Source organism: Streptomyces kryoterrae (genome assembly GCF_054072135.1).
The window spans coordinates 3538079-3561342 of sequence record NZ_CM133358.1 but is presented as its reverse complement, the minus strand read 5'-3'; the positions used below and the strand labels follow the sequence as shown (position 1 = coordinate 3561342).

Below are 23264 nucleotides of genomic sequence, written 5' to 3'. Positions count from 1 at the left end.
TGCCACCCGGCGTCCATGTGCGGCAGAGTCTCACTCCTGTCAGGCCCCGCATACGACACATCTGTACCGCCAGTAGTACGGCAGCACCGAAGCACCGCCTTCAACTCCATACCGTCGTCGTATGCCGCCCGCGCACCACGTGGCGCTCCCCGTAAAGGAGTTGCCCATCGGGCCCGTGCCTCCCGTGACCGCGCAGTTGGGAGGCCAGTGTCTTGGGGGCAAGATTGCGTCCGCCAGGGTCACCGAAGCGGGCGATGCTGGAAGGAAACCGTGTGAGCCGGATTTCGGTCCGGGGACTCGCAGTGGCCTCGGCCACCGCGGTCACCGCTGTCGGCGCAGTTACAGGTGTGGCCTCGGGCAGCACCGGGACCCCCAACGACGCCGAGGCCCTGGTAGGCGACACCACGCTGCTCACGGACATTCCCGTGGGTTCCCAGGCCGAGGTGCAGACCGCGTCCCTGACGCAGCAGGCCGATGTCCAGGCCATCGCCGCCGACGCCACCGCCAAGAAGGACGCCGAGGAGTCTGCCCGTAAGCAGGCAGCCAAGGACGCGGTGGCCAAGCAGAAGGCCGCCGAGAAGGCCGAGGCCGAAGCCAAGGCGCGCAAGGAAGCGGAAGAGGCGGCCAGCCGTTCCGCGACGCGTGACGCCTCCAGCTTCCCGGTGCAGGCCTCGTACTCCATCGCCGAGGTCCAGGAGATGGCGCGCCAGATCGTCCCGGCGGACCAGTTCCAGTGCTTCAGCAACATCGTGGACCACGAGTCCAGCTGGAACTACCAGGCGGACAACCCCAGTTCCGACGCGTTCGGCCTTGTGCAGGCGCTTCCGGGTTCCAAGATGTCCTCGGCGGGCGCCGACTGGGCGACGAACCCGGCCACCCAGATCAAGTGGGGCCTGAGCTACATGAACGACCGCTACGACAGCCCGTGCGGCGCGTGGAACTTCTGGCAGGCCAACAACTACTACTGAGCCGTTGCGCGTCTTCCGCGCTCAGTTGTCTCAACCTTTCCGAGCCCCTCACCGTCCTTCGGTGAGGGGCTTCGGCCATGTACGGTCGGATGTGGACCGCTGCTCCCGAGGCTCCGGAGGCTTTGGGGAGAAGGATGGGCAGAGGGAGATACGGGGGACGAGGGCGCATCATGTCGCGAGTGCCGCAGTGGCTCGGCCGGGTCGGTGTCCGGCTCACCGAGATGGGTGAGCGGTTGGACGCGCGCAGGGCCGAGGTGGAGAAGGAGCACACGGACGACGGGGACCCGCCGTACGGCACTCCGTCACCGTCGCCCCCCCCACCGCCCGAGCCCCAGCACACGTACGACGAGGAGGAACAGCCTCCCCGCGCGCCTACCACCACCACTCCGACGGCCCCTGGCGTGCTCGCAGTGCGGCCCGAGCCCGCCTCCGTCGTCCCGTGGGGCGTACGGGTCGCGGCCGAGGCGGGCTGGCGGCTGCTGGTGCTCGCGGGCACCCTCTGGGTGCTGATGCGGGTCATCAGCGCGGTCCAACTCGTGGTCTTCGCCTTCGTGGTGGCGCTGCTCATCACCGCGCTGCTCCAGCCCACGGTCGCCCGCCTCATCCGGTGGGGCGTGCCGCGCGGGCCCGCGACCGCGCTCACCGCGATCCTCGGGTTCGTCGTGATGGGGCTGATCGGCTGGTTCGTGACCTGGCAGGTCATGGAGAACATCGACAATCTCGCCGACCAGGTCCAGGACGGCATCGACGAGCTGCGCAACTGGCTGCTCAAGAGCCCCTTCCACGTCACCGACAAGCAGATCAACAAGATCGCCGAGAACCTGCGCGAGGCGGTCGGCGCCAACACGGACTCGATCACGTCGGTGGGCCTGGAGGGTGTCACGGTCGTCGTCGAGGCGCTGACCGGCATACTGCTGGCCGCCTTCTCGACCCTCTTCCTCCTCTACGACGGCAAGCGCATCTGGGAGTGGGCGCTGAAGCTGGTCCCGGCGGTGGCCCGGCCCGGTGTCGCCGGCGCGGGCCCGCGAGCCTGGCGCACGCTGACGGCGTACGTTCGGGGCACGGTGATAGTGGCTCTCATCGACGCCATCTTCATCGGCATCGGCATCTACTTCCTGGATGTGCCGATGGCCGTCCCGCTGGCCGTCTTCATCTTCCTGTTCTCCTTCATCCCGCTCGTCGGCGCGGTCGCCTCGGGCGCCCTGGCGGTGGTGGTGGCGCTGGTGACCCAGGGCGTCTTCACGGCGGTACTGGTGGTCGCCGTGGTGCTGGCCGTGCAGCAGATCGAGGGCCACATCCTGCAGCCGTTCATCCTGGGCCGGGCGGTCCGGGTCCATCCGCTGGCGGTGGTGCTGTCCGTGGCGGCGGGCGGCATGGTGGCGGGCATCGGCGGCGCGGTGGTCGCCGTACCGCTGGTCGCGGTGACGAACACGGTCGTCGGCTATCTGCGGGTGTACTCCCAGGCCTACAACAACGCGAGCGACGCGCTACGCCACTCACCGCAGCCACGCGGAGCCACGGCGGTGGACATCGCCCTCACCAAGGCCCAGCAGGTCGCCGCACGGCCCGAGCGCGACGCGCCGCCGTCCGACCCACCGTCCTAGGCCGCGCACGCGCTCCTGGACGGTCAGCCGAGGACCTTCAGGGCGGGCCCCAGCGCGATCAGCAACGGGATCAGCGGGGCCAACGCCGCCGCGAGCGTCGTCGCCGCGCGGTACGGCGCGTCCAGGCGGGGCGGGGGCGCGAGGAGACGCTCGACGCGGTCGCCCAGCTGGCCGCGGGTGCAGGCGCAGGACAACACGCCCCGGTGCCGGTTGAGTTCGATCAGGGCGAGCGCGGTGGTGCGGTGGCCGCAGCGCCGGGACGCGGTGTCGTCGGCGGCCAGTTCGACCAGGCGGTGTGTCTGGTCCCGGAAGTGCGCGAAGACCGGGACCCGCGGGAAGCCGGTGGCCAGCGCCTGCGAGAGGTGCAGCAGCCAGTCGTGGCGGGCGCGGGCATGACCGAGTTCATGGGCGAGTACGGCGTCCAGCTCGTGGTCGGACAGCCGGCGCAACGCGCCCGTGGTGACGACGAGTTGGGGCGTCGGGCCGGACAGCAGCCAGGCGTCGGGGTACTCGTCCTCCAGGACCAGCAGCGGCCCCTTCGCGGCCGGGAAACCGGCGGGCAGGTCCGGCGCCCGTTCCCGCAGGTGTACGCGCCGCAGCCGGCGCCGCCTGCGGGCCTCGGCGAGTTCCCGGGCGAGCATGGCGACCGTCCAGGCCGCCCCGCAGGCCAGCAGCAGCGTCAGTACGGTGAGCCAGACGGGCGCCCGCTCCAGCTGGTAGGCGGCGGTGACCGAGGGCGGCGCCGGCGCGAAGGCGTGGGCCCGGACGGTTCCGAACGCGGCCGTCGTGCCCAGCAGCAGCGCGGCGAGGCAGCACACCAGCACGGTGGCGACCAGGCACTGCCACACCCACAGCCCCAGCACCGGCTCCCGGTCGGGCCAGCCGGCCCGGGTCAGCACACGCGGCAGGACAGCGGCGGCGGTCAGGGCGACGGCGGCCATCAGCGCCAGGGCGACGGTCATTGCGGGTGGCTCCCTCAGTCGGAGAAGGACGGTCCTCGCGGCCGGTACGACGAAGGCGGCGACGAACGGAGTGAGGGTCCGTCCATTGTCGGACGTACCGCCTGCCGCGTCCACTCACCACCATTGATCAGGGGAATTGTTACACTCTGGCGAGTTGATCAGTGAAAGCTATCAGTATGGGTGAGGGGTACGGGCATGGTCGCCGCCAGGAACACCGACGGGCGTCGCCGGCCCAGTCTCGCCCAGCTGCGCGCCTTCGTCGCCGTCGCCGAGCAGCTGCACTTCCGGGACGCCGCCGCCGCGATCGGCATGAGCCAGCCCGCGCTCTCGGGTGCCGTCTCCGCCCTGGAGAAGGCGCTCGGCGTCACCCTGGTGGAGCGCACCACCCGCAAGGTGCTGCTGTCGCCCGCGGGTGAGCGGCTCGCCGTACGCGCCCGGGCCGTGCTGGAGTCGGTCGCTGCACTGATGGAGGAGGCCGAGGCCGTGCGCGCGCCCTTCACCGGGGCCCTGCGGCTCGGGGTGATCCCGACCGTCGCGCCCTACCTCCTGCCCGCGGTCCTGCGCCTGGTCCACGACCGCTACCCGGACCTCGACCTCCAGGTCCACGAGGAGCAGACCGCCGGACTTCTCGACGGACTGACCACCGGCCGCCTCGACCTGCTCCTGATCGCCGTCCCGACCGGGTTGCCGGGCATCCTCGAACTCCCTCTCTTCGACGAGGACTTCGTGCTCGTCACACCCCTCGGTCATCCCCTCGGCGGGCATACGGACATCCCACGCGAGGCGCTGCGCGAACTGGACCTGCTCCTCCTGGACGAGGGGCACTGTCTGCGCGACCAGGCGCTCGACATCTGCCGGGAGGCCGGGCGTGCGGACGCCCCCGCCTCCACCACGGCCGCCGGTCTGTCCACCCTCGTCCAGCTCGTGGCCGGCGGCCTCGGCGTGACGCTGCTGCCGGCCACCGCCGTCAAGGTCGAGGCGGGCCGCAGCGACCAGCTCAGCACCGGCCGCTTCGCCGCCCCGGCCCCGGCCCGCCGGATCGGCCTCGCGATGCGCGCGGGCGCCGTGCGGGGCGCGGAGTACGGGGAACTGGCGGCGGCCCTGCGGGAGGTGCTGCGACCGTTGCCGGTACGGGTGTGGGGCGACCGGACAGGTGACTGAAACAGGCGGCAGTTCGATCAAATGAGCGTCGAACAAAGACCGTTGAACGGCGAGAGATCTCAACTTCCGTCAGGTAGCGAGACCCCGGCCGGAATATGCGCCCGGACTGATACACATACCCCCTCAGTGCTACGCGTCAGGCGTATGTGCGAAATGCCGATGTGCAATGCCAAGGGGAGTGATGTCGGTCATCCGCGATTCCGTATCCGCACACGCATCTCCGGATTCCCTTGGCCGGATCGGCTACGACCTGCTGCTGAACGCCCTGGCCGAGTGCGGGCGCGAGGAGTTCACCGGGGCGCTGCGCGCAACCGGCAGCCCCGGCGGGACCTTCCATCTCCGGCGTGGACTCGTCGTCGGCGCCGAGAGCCCGGGCGCCCCGGGCCCGGAGGCCCTGCTCCTGCGCTCCCGCCGGATCAGCGGTGAGGAGTGGGCCGAGCTGGTGCGCGAGGCCGGGGGAGCGCGCTGGCCGGGCGCGGAACTGATCAGACACGGGTACGCGGGCGCCGCCCAGCTGCGGGTCGTCTGCATGATGGCGTTACGGGACGCCGTCTTCGCGGTCGTCGCCGGCCGGGTGGACGCCTGCGAACGCGACCTCGGGGCCGAGCCACTGGCCCCCGTCCCGGTGGGCGAGGGGCCGATCCGCCTCCTCCAGGACGCCAACCGCAAACTGGCCGCCCTCGCCGCCCTGCCCCACCCGGTACGCCCGAACCGTGAGCGCCCGAGCCCGAACCCGAGTTCGGCGCCGGTCGCCGTGAGCGAGGGACAGCTCACCCCCGTACAGCAGGAGTTGCTGGCCCAGGCCGACGGGCGCCGGACCGCTCGTGACCTCGCGTTCCGTACCGGTCGGGGGGTGTACACCGTGACGGTCGAGCTGGCGCGGATGCTCGGTGCCGGGCTCCTGGAGTGCGCCGAGGGGGCCGCGCCGCTCCCGGTCGTACGGGTGCCGGAGGAGGGGCTGTGGAAGCGCAGGCCGCCCGCGCCGCCACCACCTCCCTCGCCCCCGTACGTCGACCCCGCGGTGGTCACCGCGCTGGCCGCCGTCCTCGCCGCCGACGCGCAACCGCAGGCTCCCGCTCCCGCACTGCCCCGCCGCGATCCCGGCGCCAGTGGCATCACCGAATCTCTCGCCCCGGAAAAGCGCGGGACGAGCTGGAAAGGGTTCTTCCGCATGCGGAACGGAACTCATGGCAATTCCTAGAAGCCCATAGGGGAGTTGAATACATGGACCACAAAGCGCTGGCCATGGAAATGCGCGACCTGCGCGAAAAAGTGGACGGAATCACCGACACGGCGATAGCCGCGACCGACGGACTGCTCATAGCGGCGGACACCGCCGCGTCGATCGACCCGGAAAGCCTCGCCGCCATAGCCGCCGCGGGACTCGGCCTCGCCCGCCGGGCCGCCCAGGCGACCGGCCGGGGCACCCTGCGCCGGACGGTCACCTACGGCAGCCAGGGCTGCGCCGCGTTCTACGCCGTCGGGGACACCGCGCTGATGGTCGTACTCGGCGACGAGGGCGTCGACCTGGACCGGCTGCACCGTGCCACCCAGCCGGCGCTGCGCCGTATCGGCTCGATCCTCACCGCGGCGGACCCCGCCGTGGCGACCGAAGGAGTGTGAAGGAAAGGATGGGGACGAAACGCATGACCACAGGCTTCTCCGACCAGGTCATGAGCCTGGTCAAAGCGCTCCGCACCGATGCCCCCGAGTGTGTCGCGTCGGGGGTGGTCGACATGTCCACCGGGATGCTGCTCTCGTACGAGACGATCGACAACCATCCGCCGGAGGTCCTCGACCTGTTGGCGGGCGCGACCCTCGACCTGTTCCAGGGCCGGACGGTCGTGATGATCGAGGACGTGTTCAAGGAACGGCGGGGCACCCCGAGCGACCAGCACTTCTTCCAGGAGATCCTCGTCAACAGCGAGAACCTCACTCACCTCTTCGTGCGGCTGAACGAGCAGCAGGACGTCGTCGCCGTGGTCGTCTGCCGCAAGGCGGTCAACGTCGGCATGCTCTTCGCCCAGGTACGGCGGGTGGTCAAGGAGTACAGCCTCTGACCGGCTGAACGCGGACGGGCCCGCTCCCCAGGAAACCGAGGTCCCGGGGAGCGGGCCCGTGCGGAGGGCGGGCGCCGGTTGTGCGCGGGAGGCGCTACTCCGTACGCAGGCCCTCCGGCCGCATCAGCCGCAGCAGCGGCGGCAGACTCAGCACCGTCACCAGCAGCACGACGCCCGCGCCGATGCCGGTCATCATCAGTACGGCCGCCCAGTCGACGTGGACCGACGTGTTTGTCATCTTCAGCAGGACGACGCCCAGGGTCAGCCCGACCCCCGACGACAGCACGAGCCCCAGTCCGATCGGGATCGCCGTCTGCCACAGCACCGACAGGCTCAGGGTGCGCCGCCGGGTACCGAAGGCGACCAGGGACGACAGCAGCTTCCGGCGCTCGCGCAGCTGCTCCAGCTGGGAGACCAGCAGGCTCACCCCGATCAGCAGCAGGACGCAGGTGGCGCCGACGAAGAGGCCGGTGCGGATCGAGTCGAACTGCTTGGTGCGGTCGCTCGACGTCCAGGTGTCGGGCACCGTGAGGGGGTCGATCCGCGCCGCCGTGTTGCGGACCCGGTCGGGGGCGTCCGCCACCTCGGGGTCGAGGCCGATGAAGATCCGTCCGACGGACTCCGCCACGGTCGACCTGGGCAGGGCGCCCGGCGTGGCCAGGAGACCGCCGCGCTCGACCCCGGACGGGTCCTCGCGCACACCCGCCTGCTTGAGGACCGCAGGCACCGTCCAGGCGACCGACCGATTCGCCGACTGCGTGTAGTCCGGGCTGATCCACAACTCCCGGCCCGCCTTGACCAGTCGGGGCGTCTCCGTGTCGTACTCGGCGCCCCGCACGGTGAAGACGTCGCCGTCGTGGCACGAGGGCAGACGGCCCACCTCACGCAGCGTCGCGCAGTCGCCGATGGTCATCTCGACGTAGCTTTCCGGGGACCTGGCCTTCTCGCCGACCGAGGCGAAGGACAGCACGGAGATCTTCCGTACCCCCTTGGTGCCGGCGAGCTCCTGGGCAGCCGAGGCCATCGAAACGTTGCCGGGAACGCTGAACTGCATCTGGGCCCGGTCGAGGTCCAGGTTCGACGCGGTCGTGTAGCGGCCGGAGACCCCTGCGAAGAACATCTGCAGCGCGATGGCGCCGGCCACCGCCACCGCGATGCCGTTCACCATGCGAGCCGCCGTACCACTGCTCAACTGGAGCCGCCGGACGGCCAGCTGCCAGGAGAGCCCGCCGGAGCCGAGCCGGGCGACGGCCGCCTCGACGACCCAGGGCAGGAGCGCGGTCACCCCGACGAGCAGCAGCGTGACACCGGTGATGACGAGAAGGTCGTTGAACTGCCCGGCCTCGTTGCCCTGCCCGATCATCGGGGAGAGCGCCGCGACCCCGCCCAGCGGCATCAGCAGCCGCCACCACAGCCGACGGCGCGGCGGCCGGGCCGTACGCACCACGCCGAGGGGTTCGATCACCACGCCGCGCAACGCGAACAGGGTGACCAGCACCGCGGACACCGGGACGGCGACCCCGACCAGGACGGCCAGCGCGGGCGCCGGATTCAGGTCGCTGGGGAAGACGCTCACGTCGAGGATCTTGACGGAGCCGGCGACCTGACGGCCGATCAGGAAGAAGACGGCGCCGAGGACGAGCCCGACCGCGGCGCCCGCGAAGGCCTCGCCCGCGGCGATCCGCCGGGTCATCATGCCGTCGGCCCCGACCAGCCGCAGCGCGGCCAGCCGCCGGTCGCGCCGCTCACCGCCGAACCGTACGGCCGTGGCGATGAAGACGCCGACCGGCATCAGCAGCACCACGAAGACGACGAGGGTGAGGAGGAGCAGAACGGGGTCCATCCCCTCGGACGTCGCATGCAGATCCCCGAACCGGTCGATCCGCGTCACCAGACCGCTGCCGAAGTGCGCCGCGAGCCCCTCGCCACCCCGGTAGTAGGAGAGCTCGGCAGGGCCGACGAGCCCCGACTCGCCGATGGTGCCGACGATCCGGTCCGGCAGCCGCTCCCGCAGCAGTCTGCCGTCGTGGGACTTCAGCAGCCGTTCGAGGGCGGGGGAGACGAACATCTCCCCGACCGCGGGAAACCCGTCGATCCCTGGCGGCAGGGGCGCCCGTACCCCCTCGGGGTCCAGAATCCGCCCGCGCAGGTCGTCCGAGCCGTAGGTCGTGTCGACGACCGCGACGACCAGCGTGTTGTCGGCCTTCGGCATCTGCTTGTCGACATACATGATGTTCGTCCGGGCGCTCTCGCGCTCGTGCCGGGCCGCCATGGCGTTCGGGAAGGCGGTCGTCAGCAGCAGCAGCGCCACCCCGAGCCCGACCCCGACGGCCGTCAGCAGGACCCGCCCCCAGCCCTCGCGCCCGCCCGTGAAGGCGAACCGGACCCCCAGGACCAGGTCCCTTGCCCACTGTCGAACGCTCATACGACGCGCTCCATGTCCCGCGACTTACCGTCCCGTACGACGATCTCGCGGTCCGAGTAGGCGGCCACCCGTGCCTCGTGCGTGACGAGCACGACGGCGGCGTTGGTCGACCGGGCCGCCTCGGTGAGCAGCTCCATCACGCGCTCGCCGTTGAGGGAGTCGAGGGCGCCGGTGGGCTCGTCGGCGAACAGCACCCGTGGGCTGGTGACCAACGCCCGTGCGACAGCCACCCGTTGCCCCTGGCCACCGGACACCTCGCCGGGCCGCTTGCCCTTGAGGTCGTCGACCTCCAGCCGCTCCATCCAGGACAGCGCGGTCCGCTCGGCCTCCTTGCGGGAGGTCCCGTTCAGACGGAGCGGGAGCGCCACGTTCTCGACGCAGGTGAGTTCCGGCACGAGCTGCCCGAACTGGAACACGAACCCGAACTCGGTGCGCCGCAGCTGACTCCGCTGCCCGTCGCTCATGCCGGCCATCTCGCGCCCGTTGTACGTGATGGACCCCGAGTCGGGCGGCACGATCCCGGCGAGACAGTGCAGCAGGGTCGACTTGCCGGACCCGGACGGGCCCATCACGGCGACGACCTCGCCGGGATGGATCGAGAACTCGGCGCCGTCGAGCGCGTTGGTCGGGCCGTACGCCTTGCGCAGTTCGCTCGCGACGAGCAGGGAACCGGGAGGAGCGGTCTTCGGAGTGGTCATCGGGACGTCACCGCCAGAGCGAGCTTGTCGAGACGCGCGGCGGTCAGTTCCAGCCAGCGCAGATCGGCTTCGAGATGGAACAGGGCGTGGTCGCAGACGAGCTGGTCGGCGAGGTCGCCCCGGCGCTTGCGGTCGGTGAGGATGCGCATCATCCGCAGGTGCTCGGCGCGCTGCGTGTCGAGGATGTCACCGGCGTTGCGGTGCGTGAGCAGCGCGAGGACGACCTTGGTGTAGAGGACCGACTGCAGATACGGCTCGGGCTTCTCGGGCGTCGCGAGCCACTGCCCGACGTCGGTGATCCCGGCGTCGGTGATCGCGTACCGCTTGCGCTCGGGCCCGTCGCCGGCCTCGATCCCGTCGACCTCGACGAGCCCGTGCTTCAGCAGCCGGGACATCGTCGAGTAGACCTGCCCGTAGTGCAGCGGGCGATCCTGACCGAACTTCTCGTCAAAGGCCCGCTTCAGGTCGTAACCGTGTCGGGGGCCGGACTCCAGGAGTCCCAGAAGGGTGTGACCGATGGACATGGGGAGGACTATACGCACGGGGTATACGTGGTGTGTATACATGCTGTGTATAGATCATGGGAGGGGGTCGGCCGACCGGGCGAGTGCGCAGGTGGGGGCCGATTGTCACGGTTCTGTCACCAGGCGCTTTCGTGGGACGGTCACCCCGGCGCCGGGTGAACCCTCTCGGCGCCGGACGGGGGCATCCAGCCCGTCCGGCGCTTGAGGGCGAGGCCCTTCAGGCCGACGGGGGTCTGGGGGCGGAGCCCCCGGGTGGCCGCCCGCGCCGAGGGATCGGCCCCGCTTCCCCGGGCAGCCTCCCCGCCTCCGCCAGCGCCCGCCGCAGCACGAACTCGATCTGCGCGTTGGCCGAGCGCAGCTCATCCCCGGCCCACCTTGCCAGTGCCTCGTACACGGCGGGGTCCAGCCGCAGCAGCACCTGCTTACGCTGCTGCTGCGGCCGGCGCGCGGGACGTTCGGGGTTCTCGGCGGCCGAACCCCCGGAGGGATCGCTCACTGGTACAGGGACCCCGTGTTCACGACCGGCTGCGCCGCACGGTCGCCGCACAGCACCACCAACAGGTTCGACACCATCGCCGCCTTCCGTTCGGAGTCCAGCTCCACGATGTCCTGCTCGGCGATCCGGGCGAGCGCGGCCTCGACCATCCCCACCGCGCCGTCGACGATCAGCCGCCGCGCCGCGACGACCGCCCCCGCCTGCTGCCGCTGGAGCATCGCCGAGGCGATCTCGGGAGCGTACGCGAGGTGGGTGAAGCGGGACTCGATGATGTGGACGCCGGCCGCCGCCACGCGCGCGTGCAGCTCGACGGCCAGCTTCTCGGTGATCTCCTCGGCGTTGCCGCGCAGCGAGAGCCCGTCCTCCTCGTGGGCGTCGTACGGGTACTCGATGGCGATGTGCCGGACGGCCGCCTCGGTCTGGGTGGCGACGAACTCGATGTAGTTGTCCACTTCGAACGTCGCCTGCGCGGTGTCCTTGACCTTCCAGACCACGACCGAGGCGAGCTCGATCGGGTTGCCGTAGGCGTCGTTGACCTTGAGGACGGCCGTTTCGTGGTTGCGGACCCGGGTGGAGATCTTCGTGCGCGAGGTGAAGGGGTTCACCCAGCGCAGCCCGTCCTGCCGGATCGTCCCCCGGTACCGCCCGAAGAGCTGGACCACCCGGGCCTCGCCGGGCGCCACGGTGTTGAGCCCGCGCAGCGAGATGAGGGCGGCGACGAGAACGACGGCACCCCCGACGGCGAAGCCCGGGTTCACCGAACCGGCCGCGAACAGGATGACGGCGGCCAGGAGTCCGACCAGTCCCAGCAGCAGGGCGAGCCCGCCCCCGATGCTGTGGGCCGCGAACTCCCGGACCTGTGGGTCGGGCATGTCGGGTAGATCGACGTCGACATCGGGATCGGTCGTCGGAGTGGAGTCGTGTGTGGTCATGGGTGGTGCCCCCCGTTTCGTGACTGTCCTGGCCGCCGCGGCCAGAACCTAGCAGCCTTCTAGCTAAGTGATATCACTTTAGCGCTTACGGCAACCTTCCGCACCCCCCAGTAGTCGGTTCCAGTGGGGCAGGTGCTGATTGTCACGTCCGGAAAAGGGGGGATCGAAAGCTCGTCGTCTTATCTGCCGGTGTTAGTTTTCTGAGCTGACCTGTGCCATGAACCTGTGCGAAGAAGGAAGCGGAGCGAAGCGACCCATGGGACGAGCGGACGAGAGACGAGCGCGGCAGCATCGCGGTGGCCGCCGCGCGGCGCCCAGGCGTTCCTCCAGGGATGCGTCGACCGACACCGGGACCGGAGCGGAAACCGGTACCGAGGGCGGGCTCGCGACCGCGACCGAGCCGGTGACCGAACCGGTGACCGGGGGCAGGGCGGCGAGCAGGGCGGCGGCGCGCGGCAAGAGTGCCAAGGGCGGCAAGAACGGTAAGAGTTTCCTCCGCCGGCTCTTCACCTGGAAGAAGATCCTCGGCGCGTTCTTCGGCTTCCTGCTGCTCGGCATGGGCGCCTTCATGGTGCTGTACCTGACGATCGACGTGCCCGCCGCGGGCAACGACGCCGCGAAGCTGCAGAGCAACGTCTTCAAGTACAGCGACGGCACCGCTCTCGCCCGTACCGGCACGGTCAACCGCGAGATCGTGGATCTGTCCGAGGTGCCCAAGAAGGTCCAGCTGACCTTCGTCGCCGCCGAGAACAAGTCCTTCTACAAGGACTCCGGCGTCGACCTCAAGGGCACCACCCGCGGTCTGATCAACACGCTGTCCGGCAAAGGCAAGCAGGGTGGTTCGACGATCACCCAGCAGTACGTCAAGAACTACTACCTGGAGCAGGACCAGACCATCACGCGCAAGCTGAAGGAACTGGTCATCTCGCTGAAGGTGGACCAACAGAGGTCCAAGGACTACATCCTTGCCGGCTACATCAACACCAACTACTACGGCCGCGACTCCTACGGCATCCAGGCCGCCGCCCAGGCCTACTACCGCGTCGACGCCAAGAAGCTCACGGTCGAACAGGGCGCGTACCTCGCCGCGTTGCTCCAGGCACCGAGCCAGTACGACTGGGCCGTCGCCTCCGACACCGGCAAGAAGCTGGTCACCGCCCGCTGGAACTACGTACTCGACAACATGGTCGGCGAGGGCTGGCTCGGCAAGTCCGAGCGTGACGCCATGAAGTTCCCGGTGCCGAAGGACCCGAAGGGCGCCCCGGGTCTGGAGGGCCAGACCGGCTACCTCGTCGAGGCCGCCAAGGACGAGCTGGCCAAGCAACTTGTCGCGCAGGGCACGGCCAACGACACCGACGACGCCAAAGCGCTGGTCAACGCGGGCGGTTGGACGATCACGCTCAACATCGACCGCAAGAAGCAGACCGAGCTGGAGCAGGCCGTCAAGGGCCAGCTCACCAGCAAGCTCGACGCGAAGAAGCGCAAGGTCGACGGCAACGTCCAGGCCGGTGCCGCGTCCGTCGACCCGAAGACCGGACGGGTGCTCGCGCTGTACGGCGGCACCGACTACTTCAAGCACTACATCAGCAACGCGACCCGGCGCGACTACCAGCCCGCGTCCACCTTCAAGCCGATCATCCTCGCGGCGGCCATGGAGGAGAAGGCGCGGACGCAGGACGGCGATCTGATCAACCCGAACACCATCTACGACGGCACGAGCGGCCGGCAGGTCGTGTCCGACGGCAAGAAGGTCGGCTTCGGTCCGCCGAACGAGGACAAGGCGGACTACGGGGACGTCACCGTCCAGACCGCGATGAACAAATCGATCAACTCGGTGTTCGCGCAGATGGGCGTCGATGTCGGGATGTCCGAGGTCATGAAGGTCGCGGACGAACTGGGCCTGGACACCAAGGGGTTGCAGGCGGTGCCCGCGCAGACCCTCGGCACGATGGGCGCGAGCCCGCTGGAGATGGCCGCCGTCTACGCCACCCTCGACAACCACGGCCGCAAGGTCACCCCGGCCGTCATCAAGTCGGCCGAACACAAGGACCGTACGGTCGAGTTCGACTCCCCGATCGGCGAGCAGATCATCAGCCGTGAGGCCGCCGACACGGTCACCTCCGTGCTGACGGGCGTGGTCGACGACGGTACCGCCAAGGCCTCGGTGGCCCAGGCGAAGAACCGCAAGGGCCAGCAGGTGGCCGGCAAGACGGGTACCTCCGACGAGAACAAGTCGGCCTGGTTCACCGCCTACACGCCCGGTCTCGTCACCTCGGTCGGTCTGTTCGGCGAGGACACGAAGGCCAACAGGCAGGTGTCCCTGACGGGCGCCACCGGCCTCATCCCGGGCAGCGGCCGGATCAACGGCGGTGGCTACCCGGCGAAGATCTGGGCGACGTACACCTTCGGCACGATGGGCAAGGTGACCAAGTTCGACCTGGACACCACGCTGGGCGCGGGCGTGAAGCCGACGGCGTCACCGACCCCGACCAAGTCGGATACGCCGACCCCGACACCGACTCCGACCAAGTCGGATACGCCGACTCCGACCCCGACACCGACTCCGACCCCGACACCGACTCCGACCCCGACTCCGACCCCGACCCCGACTCCGACCCCGACACCGACGACCTCGGCCCCGTCGACCCCGGCGGGCGGTATCTCCTTCAGTCCGCCCGAACCGGACGACGGCCAGTAGGTACGTACGGTACGCGGCGCACCTACGAGAGAGGGGGCTCCCGGTGATCACCGGGAGCCCCCTCTCTCATACGTACAGGCGTCAAACGTGACCGCTCACGTCCGGCTCAGGTCCGGTTCAGCTCGAACCAGACCACCTTCCCCGTGCTCAGCCGGGTCGCGCCCCAGCGCCGGGCCAGCCGGTTGACGAGATACAGTCCCCGGCCGCCCTCGTCCGTGGCCCGCGCCTGTCGCAGCCGCGGCAGCTGCGGCACGTCGTCGCCGACCTCGCAGCGCAGTACGTCGGTCCGCAGCAGCCGGAGCGTGATCGGCTTGGTCGCGTAGCGCACCGCGTTCGTCACGACCTCGCTGACCAGCAGCTCCACCGAGTCAGTCAGGTCCTCCAGGCCCCAGCGGGACAGCGCGCGCCGGGCGAGCCGCCGGGCCCGGCCGGGCGCCGCGTCCTCCGGGTCCAGATACCAGTACGCGACGTCGCTCGGCGCGATGCCGTCGAAGCGGGCGGCGAGCAGCGCGATGTCGTCGTCCCGGTCGCCCGGGCCGAGCATGTCGAGAACCTCGTCGCACAGGGCCTCAAGGGGCGGCGGATGGTCGGGGCCGGTCAGCTGGGCGGTCGCGGCGAGCTTCTCGCGCAGCTGCTCTATGCCGGTCCACACGTCCCGCAGCCGGGACTCGACGAGCCCGTCCGTGTAGAGGAAGAGGGTGGCGCCGGCGGGCGCGTCCAGCTCCACGGCCTCGAAGTCGACACCGCCGACCCCGATGGGCGCGCCGGAGGGCACCTTCAGCACCTCGGCCCGGCCGCCCAGGTGCAGCAGGACGGGCGGCGGGTGGCCGGCGTTGGCGATGGTGATCCGGTGCGACACCGGGTCGTACACCGCGTAGAGGCAGGTCGCCATGCGGTCGGTGCCGAGGCGCTGGGCCTGTTCGTCGAGGTGGTGCAGGACCTCCTGCGGGGGCAGGTCGAGCCCGGCGAGGGTCTGCGCGGTCGTCCGCAGCTGGCCCATGATGGCCGCGCTGGTCATGGAGTGCCCCATGACGTCGCCGACGACGAGCGCGACCCGGCTGCCGGGCAGCGGGATGGCGTCGTACCAGTCACCGCCGACGCGCGCGGTCTCGGCGGCGGGCAGGTACCGGGACGCCAGCCGCACACCCGTAGGCCGCGGCAGGGTCTCCGGCAGCATCGTGCGCTGCAGCTCGTCGGCGATGTAGGCCTCGCGGCCGTACAGCACCGCCTTGTCGATGCCGAGGGCGCTGTGGGTGGCGAGCTGGGCGGCGACCAGCAGATCGTCCGTCTCGAACGGGATCCGCTCCGGGCGGCGCAGGAACAGCGCGGCCCCGATGACCCGCCGTCGGCCGCGCAGCGGGGCGAGGATCGCGCGCTGGCCGTCCGGTACTTCCAGTTCGCAGCCCTCGCCGAGCAGTTCGGGCAGGGCCGCGCGGGCGGCGGGCGCGTCCGCGAAGACGGGCCGGACGCCGCGCAGCACCTCGGCGAGCGCGCCACCGGGACGTACTTCGCACAGTTCGGCGCTGACCGGGGACAGCTCGGGCGGTGGCGGCTGGGGGACGGCGGAGGTGGCCAGGAAGCCGTTCTCGGTGTCCCGGTCCTGCGGCAGCCGGTCACTGCGGCGCAGGCGCAGCACCAGCGGGCCGGTGGGCCGCTCGTCGCCGACCGGCAGCGGGTCGCGCAGATAGACGAGGATCGTGTCGGAGAACGTCGGCACGGTCGCCCGGCACAGCCCCATCACGATCTCGTCGAGGTCGATGCCCCGCGCGATACGCCGGGTGGCGGCACCGACGAACCGCAGCCGGTCGCCGTCCCGCCGCATCGGCAGGGGAGTGCCGACGGGGTTGCCCTGACCGGAACGCCGGTCCTTGCCCACGAGGACGCTCACGGCCGGGTCGGCGCTGTTGCCGTCGGCGGGCCCGTTCACGCTCGCGTGGTGCTCCGTCGCGTGGTTCTCCGCGCCCGGGCGGGCCGTTTCGGCGCCCGGCTGGACCGGGATGCCGTCCGGCGCCGGACGCGGGCGGTGCGCGTCGGGCTCGGTCGAGGACGGCTGCTCGGGCTGCGAGTGCTCGGGCCCGGGGGTGGCGGGGGGACCGGCGGGGTTGGGGCCGGTGGAGCCGGACGTACCGGTGCCAGTACCCGAGCTGGATGCCATCGCGACTGTTCCCGCCTCTGTTCCCGCTGTGCCCGCGTCGTGCGCGGCTCTACCGGCGCCACCGACGGTCTCGGGGCTCTCGGAGCCTGTCACGGAGCCGGGGGCGGTCTCCAGTCCACCGGCGGCCCCTCCCTGCCCTGTCGTCTGCTTCGGCAGAGGCTGAGCCGCCGCCTCCGGGGAACGCGGAAGCGCCCCGCGGGTGTCCGCGGGGATGTCCGGCCGGCCGGTGCCCGGCCGACTGCGCTCGTGCGAGGTGGGTTGCTCCGTCACGCGTGTCGAATCCATCCGTCCGGGGCTGCGCGCTGTACACGCAGTTGGTCCCGCCGACTTCCCGATACCCGGAATACGTGCCCCAGGAACGGAAAACCGGCGTGGTCAGAGGTTGTTCCTGGTGCACCGGCAGGCCCTGGTCGGCCTGGACCGGTGCTGCCCTCGTACCCCTCGATCACGTCCTGCCGCCCCTCGGTGACGTATGGTCAGGCCCGGCGCATGTTCCGGCAGTTACGGTTGTGCGCCCTTGCGGAGGACGATCCTACGGTTGTGTACCGGGGGCGCATCAAGGGTCTCACGACGACATGTGCGCGGGTGTACGGTCCCAGTCCTCCGGCAGTGACGGTACAGCCCATGACGGATCCGGGCGCCAGTGCTGCCAGCCATCCGCGAACGGCGCACCCCAGTCCTGGATGACCTCCACCGCCGAACGCCCCGCTTCCCTTACCCGCGCGGCCAGTTGGGCGTCCATCAGCCCGGCCTGCTGGGCCTGCGCGAACTCGTCCTCGTCGCGCCATTCCCAAGTCCGGTCGGGATTCACGGTGATGTCGAGGAAATGGTCCTCGGAGTCGACCCCGCCGGCCCAACGGGCGAGTGGTTCCTCCAGGTTCACGTACCAGTTCTTGAACCGCCAGCCCGGCTCCCAGAAAAGCCACACCGACCAGGGCTCGGCGGGCCGCGCCAGCTTCAGCACCCCGGTGCCGAACCAGCGGTCGCGCTGCACGGTCCGGGGCTTGGTGTACCGCGACTCCAGCGGCTCCACATGCACGGGCGTACCGTCGGCGAGCACGGGCTTGACACACTCGGTACCCGGCGCCATCCACACGGCGAGCACCTCGGGATCGTCCCGTACGACGGTGACGGGACGCACGATGTGGAAACGCTCGCCGGAGTTCTCGCGATACCGCCAGAGGATCTGACTCCCGGCGGACCAGTACGCCGCCGATCCGCCCGCTTCCACTTGTCTCACCGCTCCGTCGTCTGTCATGGAGAGATATTAGGTGCCCCGGGCATACGACGCTGCGGTGCGCGTCACGGTTCTCGCCAGTGGCCGGATGACGTTACGGGCGCGTCATCCGCAGGACATCAAGCGCCGTGTCGAGCTGCTCGACGGTGAGATCACCGCGCTCCACATACCCCGATTCCAGGACGACTTGGCGAATCGTCTTCTTCTCGGCGAGCGACTTCTTGGCCACCTTGGCCGCTTCCTCGTAGCCGATGTACTTGTTCAGCGGCGTGACCACGGAGGGCGAGGACTCCGCGTACTCACGGGCCCGCTCCCGATGGGCGACGATCCCGTCGACGGTCCGATCGGCGAGCAGCCGCGAGACGTTGGCGAGCAGCCGCACGGACTCGAGAACGTTCTTGGCGATCACCGGCAGCATGACGTTGAGCTCGAAGTTCCCGGCGGCACCGGCGGTGGTGACGGTGACGTCATTGCCGATGACCTGCGCGGACACCATCAGCACGGCCTCGGGAAGCACGGGATTGACCTTGCCGGGCATGATGGACGACCCCGGCTGAAGATCGGGCAGGCTGATCTCGGCGAGCCCGGTCCTGGGCCCGGAGGCCATCCACCGCAGATCGTTGGAGATCTTCGTCAACCCCACGGCGATGGTCCGCAGCTGCCCACTGGTCTCGACGATCCCGTCCCGGGCGCCCTGTGCCTCAAAATGATCGCGAGCCTCGGTGAGGGGCAGCCCGGTGGAGCGGGCGACCTCCTCGATCACGGCGGCGGAGAACCCGGGAGGCGTGTTGATCCCGGTCCCCACGGCGGTGCCACCGAGCGGCAGCTCGGCGAGCCGGGGCAGGGAGGCACGCAGCCGCTCCACGCCGTACCGCACCTGGGCGGCGTACCCCCCGAACTCCTGCCCGAGCGTCACGGGCGTGGCGTCCATGAGGTGCGTACGCCCCGACTTCACGACGTCGGCGAACTCCTCGGCCTTGCGGGTGAGGGCGTCGGCGAGGTGGTCGAGGGCGGGGATCAGATCGCGGGTGACGGCGGCGGTGGCGGCGATGTGGATGGAGGAGGGGAACACGTCGTTGGACGACTGCGAGGCGTTGACATGATCATTGGGGTGTACGTCCCTGCCCAGCCGCTCACTGGCGAGGCTCGCGATGACCTCGTTGGCGTTCATGTTGGACGAGGTGCCGGACCCGGTCTGGAACACGTCGACGGGAAAGTGCTCGTCCCAGTCACCGGCGGCGACCTCGCCGGCGGCCTCCTGAATGGCGTCGGCGATGTCCTTGTCGACCACACCGAGCTGGGCGTTGACCTTCGCGGCGGCGCCCTTGATACGGGCGAGGGCCTCGATGTGCGCGCGTTCAAGGTGTTGTCCGGAGATGGGGAAGTTCTCCACCGCGCGCTGGGTCTGGGCCCGCCACTTCGCTTCGGCGGGGACGCGTACTTCGCCCATGGAGTCGTGCTCGATGCGGTAGTCACTCATGCCCTGTACAGCGAACGGGAGGGCCGGGATGTTCCGCGACGCGGCCGTTCGGCTGCCACCGTACGGCCCCGACGTCTGTGACCCAGGTCACGGAACGACGGTGCAGCAGACGAGGCGGTATCCACGTCGAGGACGGGTGACAGGAAGGGAGGAGCGTGTGGAGTCGGACTTTCAGGCTTTCGTGGCCGCGAGATCGACGGCGCTGTTCCGCGGCGCCCTCGTCCTCACGGGCAACCGTGAGGCGGCGGAGGACCTGGTCCAGGAGACCCTGGAGCGGGCCTGCCGCAAGTGGCGCGTCATCGCCGCGAAGGATGCTCCGGACGCCTACGTACGGCGGATCATGGTGAACCTGGCCAATGACCGCTGGCGGAGGTTCCGCCGCCTGGTCACGACCTCCGACCCGGCAAGCGGCGACCGCGCCGCCCCGGGGGACGAGTTCGGACAGGTGGACAGCCGGGACCAGTTGGTGCGCGCTCTGCAGCAACTGCCCATGCGGATGCGCACGGTCGTGGTGCTGCGGTACTTCCACGACCTCTCCGACACCGAGATCGCGGCCGACCTGGAGATATCGCCCAGTACGGTGCGCTCCCAGCTCGCCCGGGGGATCGAGAAGCTCAGAGGTCAGATCCCCACCCCCTCCGCCCCTTCGCCACAACGGCACACGGAAGGAATCCGATGACCTCGTACGGCGACGCACGGCCTTCCGGCCGCACACTCTTCGAAGAGGAACTGATGAACGCCATGAACCAGTACGCGAACTCCGCCGAGGCGCCCGACTTCGACGCGCCCCGGATCGAGCGCCGCACCCGGCGCCGCCGGACCGTCGGCATCGCCGCCGTCGCCGCCGCCCTCATCGCGGCCGGCGGGGGGACGGCCCTGGCCACCTCGGTCGTCGGCAGCAGCAGCTCGACCCCGGCGGCGACGAGCACGGCCAACAAGAGCGACGCCACCACCATGCTGTACGGCGAGAACCCGACCATCCCGATCGACTTCGCCGGCTGGAGCCTGGACGGGGCCAAGAACTACGTGGAGAAGACGCAGACGAAGCTCGGCACCGTCACCGAGAAGGCAGTGAAGGGCTGCAAGCCGAACTCGGTGCTCGGCGTCTCCCCGCACGCCCCGGCGATCGTCCACAACGGCGACACGGTCAGCTTCACCGTCTGCGCCGGCTGACCAGGTCCTGAGCTGATACGACGCCCGCCCCTGCGTCAATCAGGGGCGGGCGCCCGTCACAGGATCACACCAGACCCGGCCCCCGCACCGGAATCGACGTGAACGTCGGCTGCGGGGCGGGGTTTTGGAAGAAGTCGTTGCCCTTGTCGTCGACGACGACGAACGCCGGGAAGTCCTCGACCTCGATCTTCCACACCGCCTCCATGCCGAGCTCCTCGTACTCGACGACCTCGACCTTCTTGATGCAGTCCTGGGCGAGCCGGGCCGCCGGGCCGCCGATCGAGCCCAGGTAGAAGCCGCCGTGGGCGTCGCACGCGTCGGTGACCTGCTTGCTGCGGTTGCCCTTGGCGAGCATCACCTTGGAGCCGCCCGCCGCCTGGAACTGCTCGACGTAGGAGTCCATGCGCCCGGCGGTGGTCGGTCCGAACGACCCCGACGCGTACCCCGCAGGGGTCTTCGCCGGCCCGGCGTAGTACACCGGGTGGTCCTTCAGGTACTGGGGCATCTCCTCACCCGCGTCCAGCCGCTCCTTGATCTTGGCGTGCGCGATGTCACGCGCCACGACCAGCGGCCCGGACAGCGACAACCGCGTCTTCACCGGGTACTTGGTCAGCTCGGCCAGGATGGCGTCCATCGGCTGGTTGAGATCGACCCTGACCACGTCCGACGCCTCGTCGAGGTGTTCGTCCGTCGTCTCCGGCAGGAACCGCGCCGGGTCGGTCTCCAGCTGCTCCAGGAAGACACCCTCCGCCGTGATCTTCGCGACGGCCTGCCGGTCGGCGGAGCAGGACACGGCGATGGCGACGGGGCAGGAGGCGCCGTGCCTCGGCAGCCGCACCACACGCACGTCGTGGCAGAAGTACTTGCCGCCGAACTGCGCCCCGATCCCGATCCGCTGCGTCAGCTCGAAGACCTTCTCCTCCAGCTCCTTGTCCCGGAAACCGTGCCCGAGCGGCGATCCCTCGGCCGGGATCTCGTCGAGGTAGTGCGCGGAGGCGTACTTGGCGGTCTTGAGCGCGTACTCGGCGCTCGTGCCGCCGACCACGATCGCCAGGTGGTACGGCGGACAGGCGGCCGTGCCCAGCGAACGGATCTTCTCCTCCAGGAACTTCATCATGGAGGCCTCGTTCAGGACGGCCTTCGTCTCCTGGTAGAGGAACGACTTGTTGGCCGAGCCACCGCCCTTGGCCATGAACAGGAACTTGTAGGCGCCCCCGTCGGTGGCGTACAGCTCGATCTGGGCCGGCAGGTTGGAGCCGGTGTTCCTCTCCTCCCACATGGTGAGCGGAGCCATCTGCGAGTAGCGCAGGTTCAGGTTCAGATACGCGTCGTAGATGCCCTGGGACAGGGCCGCCTCGTCGCCGCCCGTCGTGAGCACGTTCTGTCCGCGCTTGCCCATGACGATCGCCGTGCCGGTGTCCTGGCACATGGGGAGGACGCCCGCCGCCGCGATGTTGGCGTTCTTCAGCAGGTCCAGGGCCACGAACTTGTCGTTGTTCGACGCCTCGGGGTCGTCGATGATCCGCCGCAGCTGCGCCAGGTGGGCCGGCCGCAGATAGTGCTGGATGTCATGGATGGCCTCGGCGGCGAGCTTGCGCAGCGCCTCCGGCTCGACCTTGAGGAACGTCCGCCCGTCCGCCTCGAAGGTGGAGACACCCTCGGAGGTCACCAGCCGGTACGGGGTGGTGTCCTCTCCCATGGGGAGCAGATCCGTGTACGCGAACTCAGGCATCTCGCCCATTCCTCACTCGACGAAGACAGCGGCCAGCCTTCATCGGCGGGCGCCCACCAGCGTAGGACCTGCCGGAGGCGAGAAGCTTGTTAGGTAGGACTCAGTTGAGAAGGAGGCAGCTCGAACGAGGCTGCCCGTCCGACTGTCCGTCCACGCGCCGGTCCGTCCACCGCCCGCCTGTCCACATGTCCGTCCACATGTCTGTCCACACCCCTAGTCGCGATCTATCGCGTTTGGGTACGCTGCTTCCGTGGACCTTCAGAAGCAGACCGAACTCCGTGCCTCGGACGCCGACCGTGACCGCGTCGCGGACCTCCTGCGTGAAGCGCTGGCCGAGGGCCGCCTCACGCCCGACGAGCACTCCGAGCGCGTCGAGGGGGTGCTGAGCGCCAAGACGGTCGGCGAACTGGAGGTCTTCGTACGGGACCTGCCCGCCGGCCACCAGTCCCACGTGCCCCGGGCCGCGGCGTGGGGATACGCGCCCGCGCCCAACCGCCCCACCCCGGGCGCGATCCCGCTCGACCCCGACGACAACGTGGTGGCGGTCTTCAGTGCCGCCGTCCGCAAGGGCCGCTGGCGCGCGGGACGCCGTATGCACGCGTACGCGATCTTCGGCAGCGTCGAGATCGACCTCAGTGAGGCGATATTCGAGTACCAGCAGGTCGTGATCAAGGCGATCTCGGTCTTCGGCAACGTCGAGATCCGCGTCCCGGAGAACGTCTCGTTGCGCGGCACCGGTGGCGGTGTGCTCGGCAACTTCGAGGTGAGCACGCTGGATTCGGGCGATCCCGACGCTCCCGTGGTCTATGTGGACGGGCTGGCGATACTCGGCAACGTCGAGGCGAAACCCAAGCGGGGCAAGATGATCGCGGACATCCTCGACCGCGTCTCCCACAAGGTCGACAGGAGTTTGCGCAAGCACCTGGACCGTTGACGGTTGTGAATTCGGTCGCATCCGA

At 70.0% G+C, this 23264-nt stretch carries 20 protein-coding genes; 10 read left to right on the top strand and 10 right to left on the bottom strand.

The window, feature by feature from the left end:
• Positions 1–272: 272 nt before the first annotated feature.
• The gene (locus ACW4TU_RS15020) at positions 273–968 is read left to right on the top strand and encodes an aggregation-promoting factor C-terminal-like domain-containing protein (RefSeq protein WP_457428318.1); all 696 of its coding nucleotides are present in this window, start codon (positions 273–275) and stop codon (positions 966–968) included.
• 170 nt (positions 969–1138) lie between these two features.
• Positions 1139–2572, top strand: a complete 1434-nt coding sequence (locus ACW4TU_RS15015) for an AI-2E family transporter (RefSeq protein WP_457428317.1) — start codon at positions 1139–1141, stop codon at positions 2570–2572.
• A gap of 23 nt (positions 2573–2595) precedes the next feature.
• Here the strand turns inward: ACW4TU_RS15015 and ACW4TU_RS15010 are convergent, their stop codons facing one another.
• Entirely contained in the window at positions 2596–3534 is a 939-nt protein-coding gene (locus ACW4TU_RS15010; RefSeq protein ID WP_457428316.1) for a M56 family metallopeptidase, read from the bottom strand.
• A gap of 195 nt (positions 3535–3729) precedes the next feature.
• On the opposite strand from ACW4TU_RS15010, the gene ACW4TU_RS15005 reads away from it, so the two are divergent.
• The 4 genes from ACW4TU_RS15005 to ACW4TU_RS14990 all read left to right on the top strand — a co-directional run bounded on the left by ACW4TU_RS15005 (position 3730) and on the right by ACW4TU_RS14990 (position 6755).
• Complete coding sequence (locus ACW4TU_RS15005) at positions 3730–4695, top strand: hydrogen peroxide-inducible genes activator (protein WP_457428315.1); 966 nt, start codon at positions 3730–3732, stop codon at positions 4693–4695.
• Positions 4696–4876: 181 nt separating this feature from the next.
• Complete coding sequence (locus ACW4TU_RS15000; protein ID WP_457428314.1) at positions 4877–5896, top strand: MarR family transcriptional regulator; 1020 nt, start codon at positions 4877–4879, stop codon at positions 5894–5896.
• A 23-nt stretch (positions 5897–5919) separates the two neighbouring features.
• Positions 5920–6318 carry a roadblock/LC7 domain-containing protein gene (locus ACW4TU_RS14995; RefSeq protein ID WP_457428313.1) on the top strand — a complete coding sequence of 133 codons (399 nt, stop codon included), beginning with the start codon at positions 5920–5922 and terminating at the stop codon, positions 6316–6318.
• Positions 6319–6326: 8 nt separating this feature from the next.
• Positions 6327–6755 (top strand): hypothetical protein, encoded by a 429-nt coding sequence (locus ACW4TU_RS14990; RefSeq protein ID WP_164315719.1) that lies wholly within the window; start codon positions 6327–6329, stop codon positions 6753–6755.
• Between the two features lie 94 nt (positions 6756–6849).
• Here ACW4TU_RS14990 and ACW4TU_RS14985 read toward each other — a convergent pair whose 3' ends face one another.
• From ACW4TU_RS14985 to ACW4TU_RS14965, 5 genes are all read right to left on the bottom strand, one after another.
• Complete coding sequence (locus ACW4TU_RS14985) at positions 6850–9180, bottom strand: ABC transporter permease (RefSeq protein WP_457428312.1); 2331 nt, start codon at positions 9178–9180, stop codon at positions 6850–6852.
• Entirely contained in the window at positions 9177–9878 is a 702-nt protein-coding gene (locus tag ACW4TU_RS14980; protein WP_457428311.1) for an ABC transporter ATP-binding protein, read from the bottom strand. The genes ACW4TU_RS14985 and ACW4TU_RS14980 overlap by 4 nt, the downstream gene beginning before the upstream one ends.
• Entirely contained in the window at positions 9875–10402 is a 528-nt protein-coding gene (locus ACW4TU_RS14975) for a PadR family transcriptional regulator (RefSeq protein WP_457428310.1), read from the bottom strand. The genes ACW4TU_RS14980 and ACW4TU_RS14975 overlap by 4 nt, the downstream gene beginning before the upstream one ends.
• A gap of 217 nt (positions 10403–10619) precedes the next feature.
• Complete coding sequence (locus ACW4TU_RS14970; protein WP_457428309.1) at positions 10620–10898, bottom strand: type II toxin-antitoxin system antitoxin; 279 nt, start codon at positions 10896–10898, stop codon at positions 10620–10622.
• Positions 10895–11830: an SPFH domain-containing protein gene (locus tag ACW4TU_RS14965; RefSeq protein ID WP_457428308.1), complete on the bottom strand. Its 936-nt coding sequence runs from the start codon at positions 11828–11830 to the stop codon at positions 10895–10897. The genes ACW4TU_RS14970 and ACW4TU_RS14965 overlap by 4 nt, the downstream gene beginning before the upstream one ends.
• A gap of 256 nt (positions 11831–12086) precedes the next feature.
• Between ACW4TU_RS14965 and ACW4TU_RS14960 the strand changes: the two genes are divergently transcribed.
• On the top strand, positions 12087–14528 hold the full coding sequence (locus ACW4TU_RS14960; RefSeq protein WP_457428307.1) for a transglycosylase domain-containing protein: 2442 nt from the start codon (positions 12087–12089) through the stop codon (positions 14526–14528).
• Between the two features lie 106 nt (positions 14529–14634).
• Here the strand turns inward: ACW4TU_RS14960 and ACW4TU_RS14955 are convergent, their stop codons facing one another.
• The 3 genes from ACW4TU_RS14955 to ACW4TU_RS14945 all read right to left on the bottom strand — a co-directional run bounded on the left by ACW4TU_RS14955 (position 14635) and on the right by ACW4TU_RS14945 (position 19400).
• Positions 14635–16968, bottom strand: coding sequence for a SpoIIE family protein phosphatase (locus ACW4TU_RS14955; RefSeq protein WP_457428306.1), 2334 nt, complete (start codon positions 16966–16968; stop codon positions 14635–14637).
• 280 nt (positions 16969–17248) lie between these two features.
• Positions 17249–17941: a cytidylyl-2-hydroxypropylphosphonate hydrolase gene (gene fomD / locus ACW4TU_RS14950; protein ID WP_457428305.1), complete on the bottom strand. Its 693-nt coding sequence runs from the start codon at positions 17939–17941 to the stop codon at positions 17249–17251.
• A gap of 73 nt (positions 17942–18014) precedes the next feature.
• Positions 18015–19400 (bottom strand): class II fumarate hydratase, encoded by a 1386-nt coding sequence (locus ACW4TU_RS14945; RefSeq protein WP_457428304.1) that lies wholly within the window; start codon positions 19398–19400, stop codon positions 18015–18017.
• Between the two features lie 157 nt (positions 19401–19557).
• Here ACW4TU_RS14945 and ACW4TU_RS14940 point away from each other — a divergent pair, with 157 nt between their 5' ends.
• Both ACW4TU_RS14940 and ACW4TU_RS14935 read left to right on the top strand, forming a co-directional pair.
• On the top strand, positions 19558–20079 hold the full coding sequence (locus ACW4TU_RS14940) for a SigE family RNA polymerase sigma factor (protein WP_457428303.1): 522 nt from the start codon (positions 19558–19560) through the stop codon (positions 20077–20079).
• On the top strand, positions 20076–20573 hold the full coding sequence (locus tag ACW4TU_RS14935; RefSeq protein ID WP_457428302.1) for a hypothetical protein: 498 nt from the start codon (positions 20076–20078) through the stop codon (positions 20571–20573). The genes ACW4TU_RS14940 and ACW4TU_RS14935 overlap by 4 nt, the downstream gene beginning before the upstream one ends.
• Before the next feature lie 64 nt (positions 20574–20637).
• On the opposite strand, the gene ACW4TU_RS14930 is transcribed toward ACW4TU_RS14935, so the two are convergent.
• The gene (locus ACW4TU_RS14930) at positions 20638–22305 is read right to left on the bottom strand and encodes a fumarate hydratase (protein ID WP_457428301.1); all 1668 of its coding nucleotides are present in this window, start codon (positions 22303–22305) and stop codon (positions 20638–20640) included.
• 250 nt (positions 22306–22555) lie between these two features.
• Here ACW4TU_RS14930 and ACW4TU_RS14925 point away from each other — a divergent pair, with 250 nt between their 5' ends.
• Positions 22556–23239: a DUF1707 SHOCT-like domain-containing protein gene (locus ACW4TU_RS14925; protein ID WP_457428300.1), complete on the top strand. Its 684-nt coding sequence runs from the start codon at positions 22556–22558 to the stop codon at positions 23237–23239.
• Positions 23240–23264: the final 25 nt, after the last annotated feature.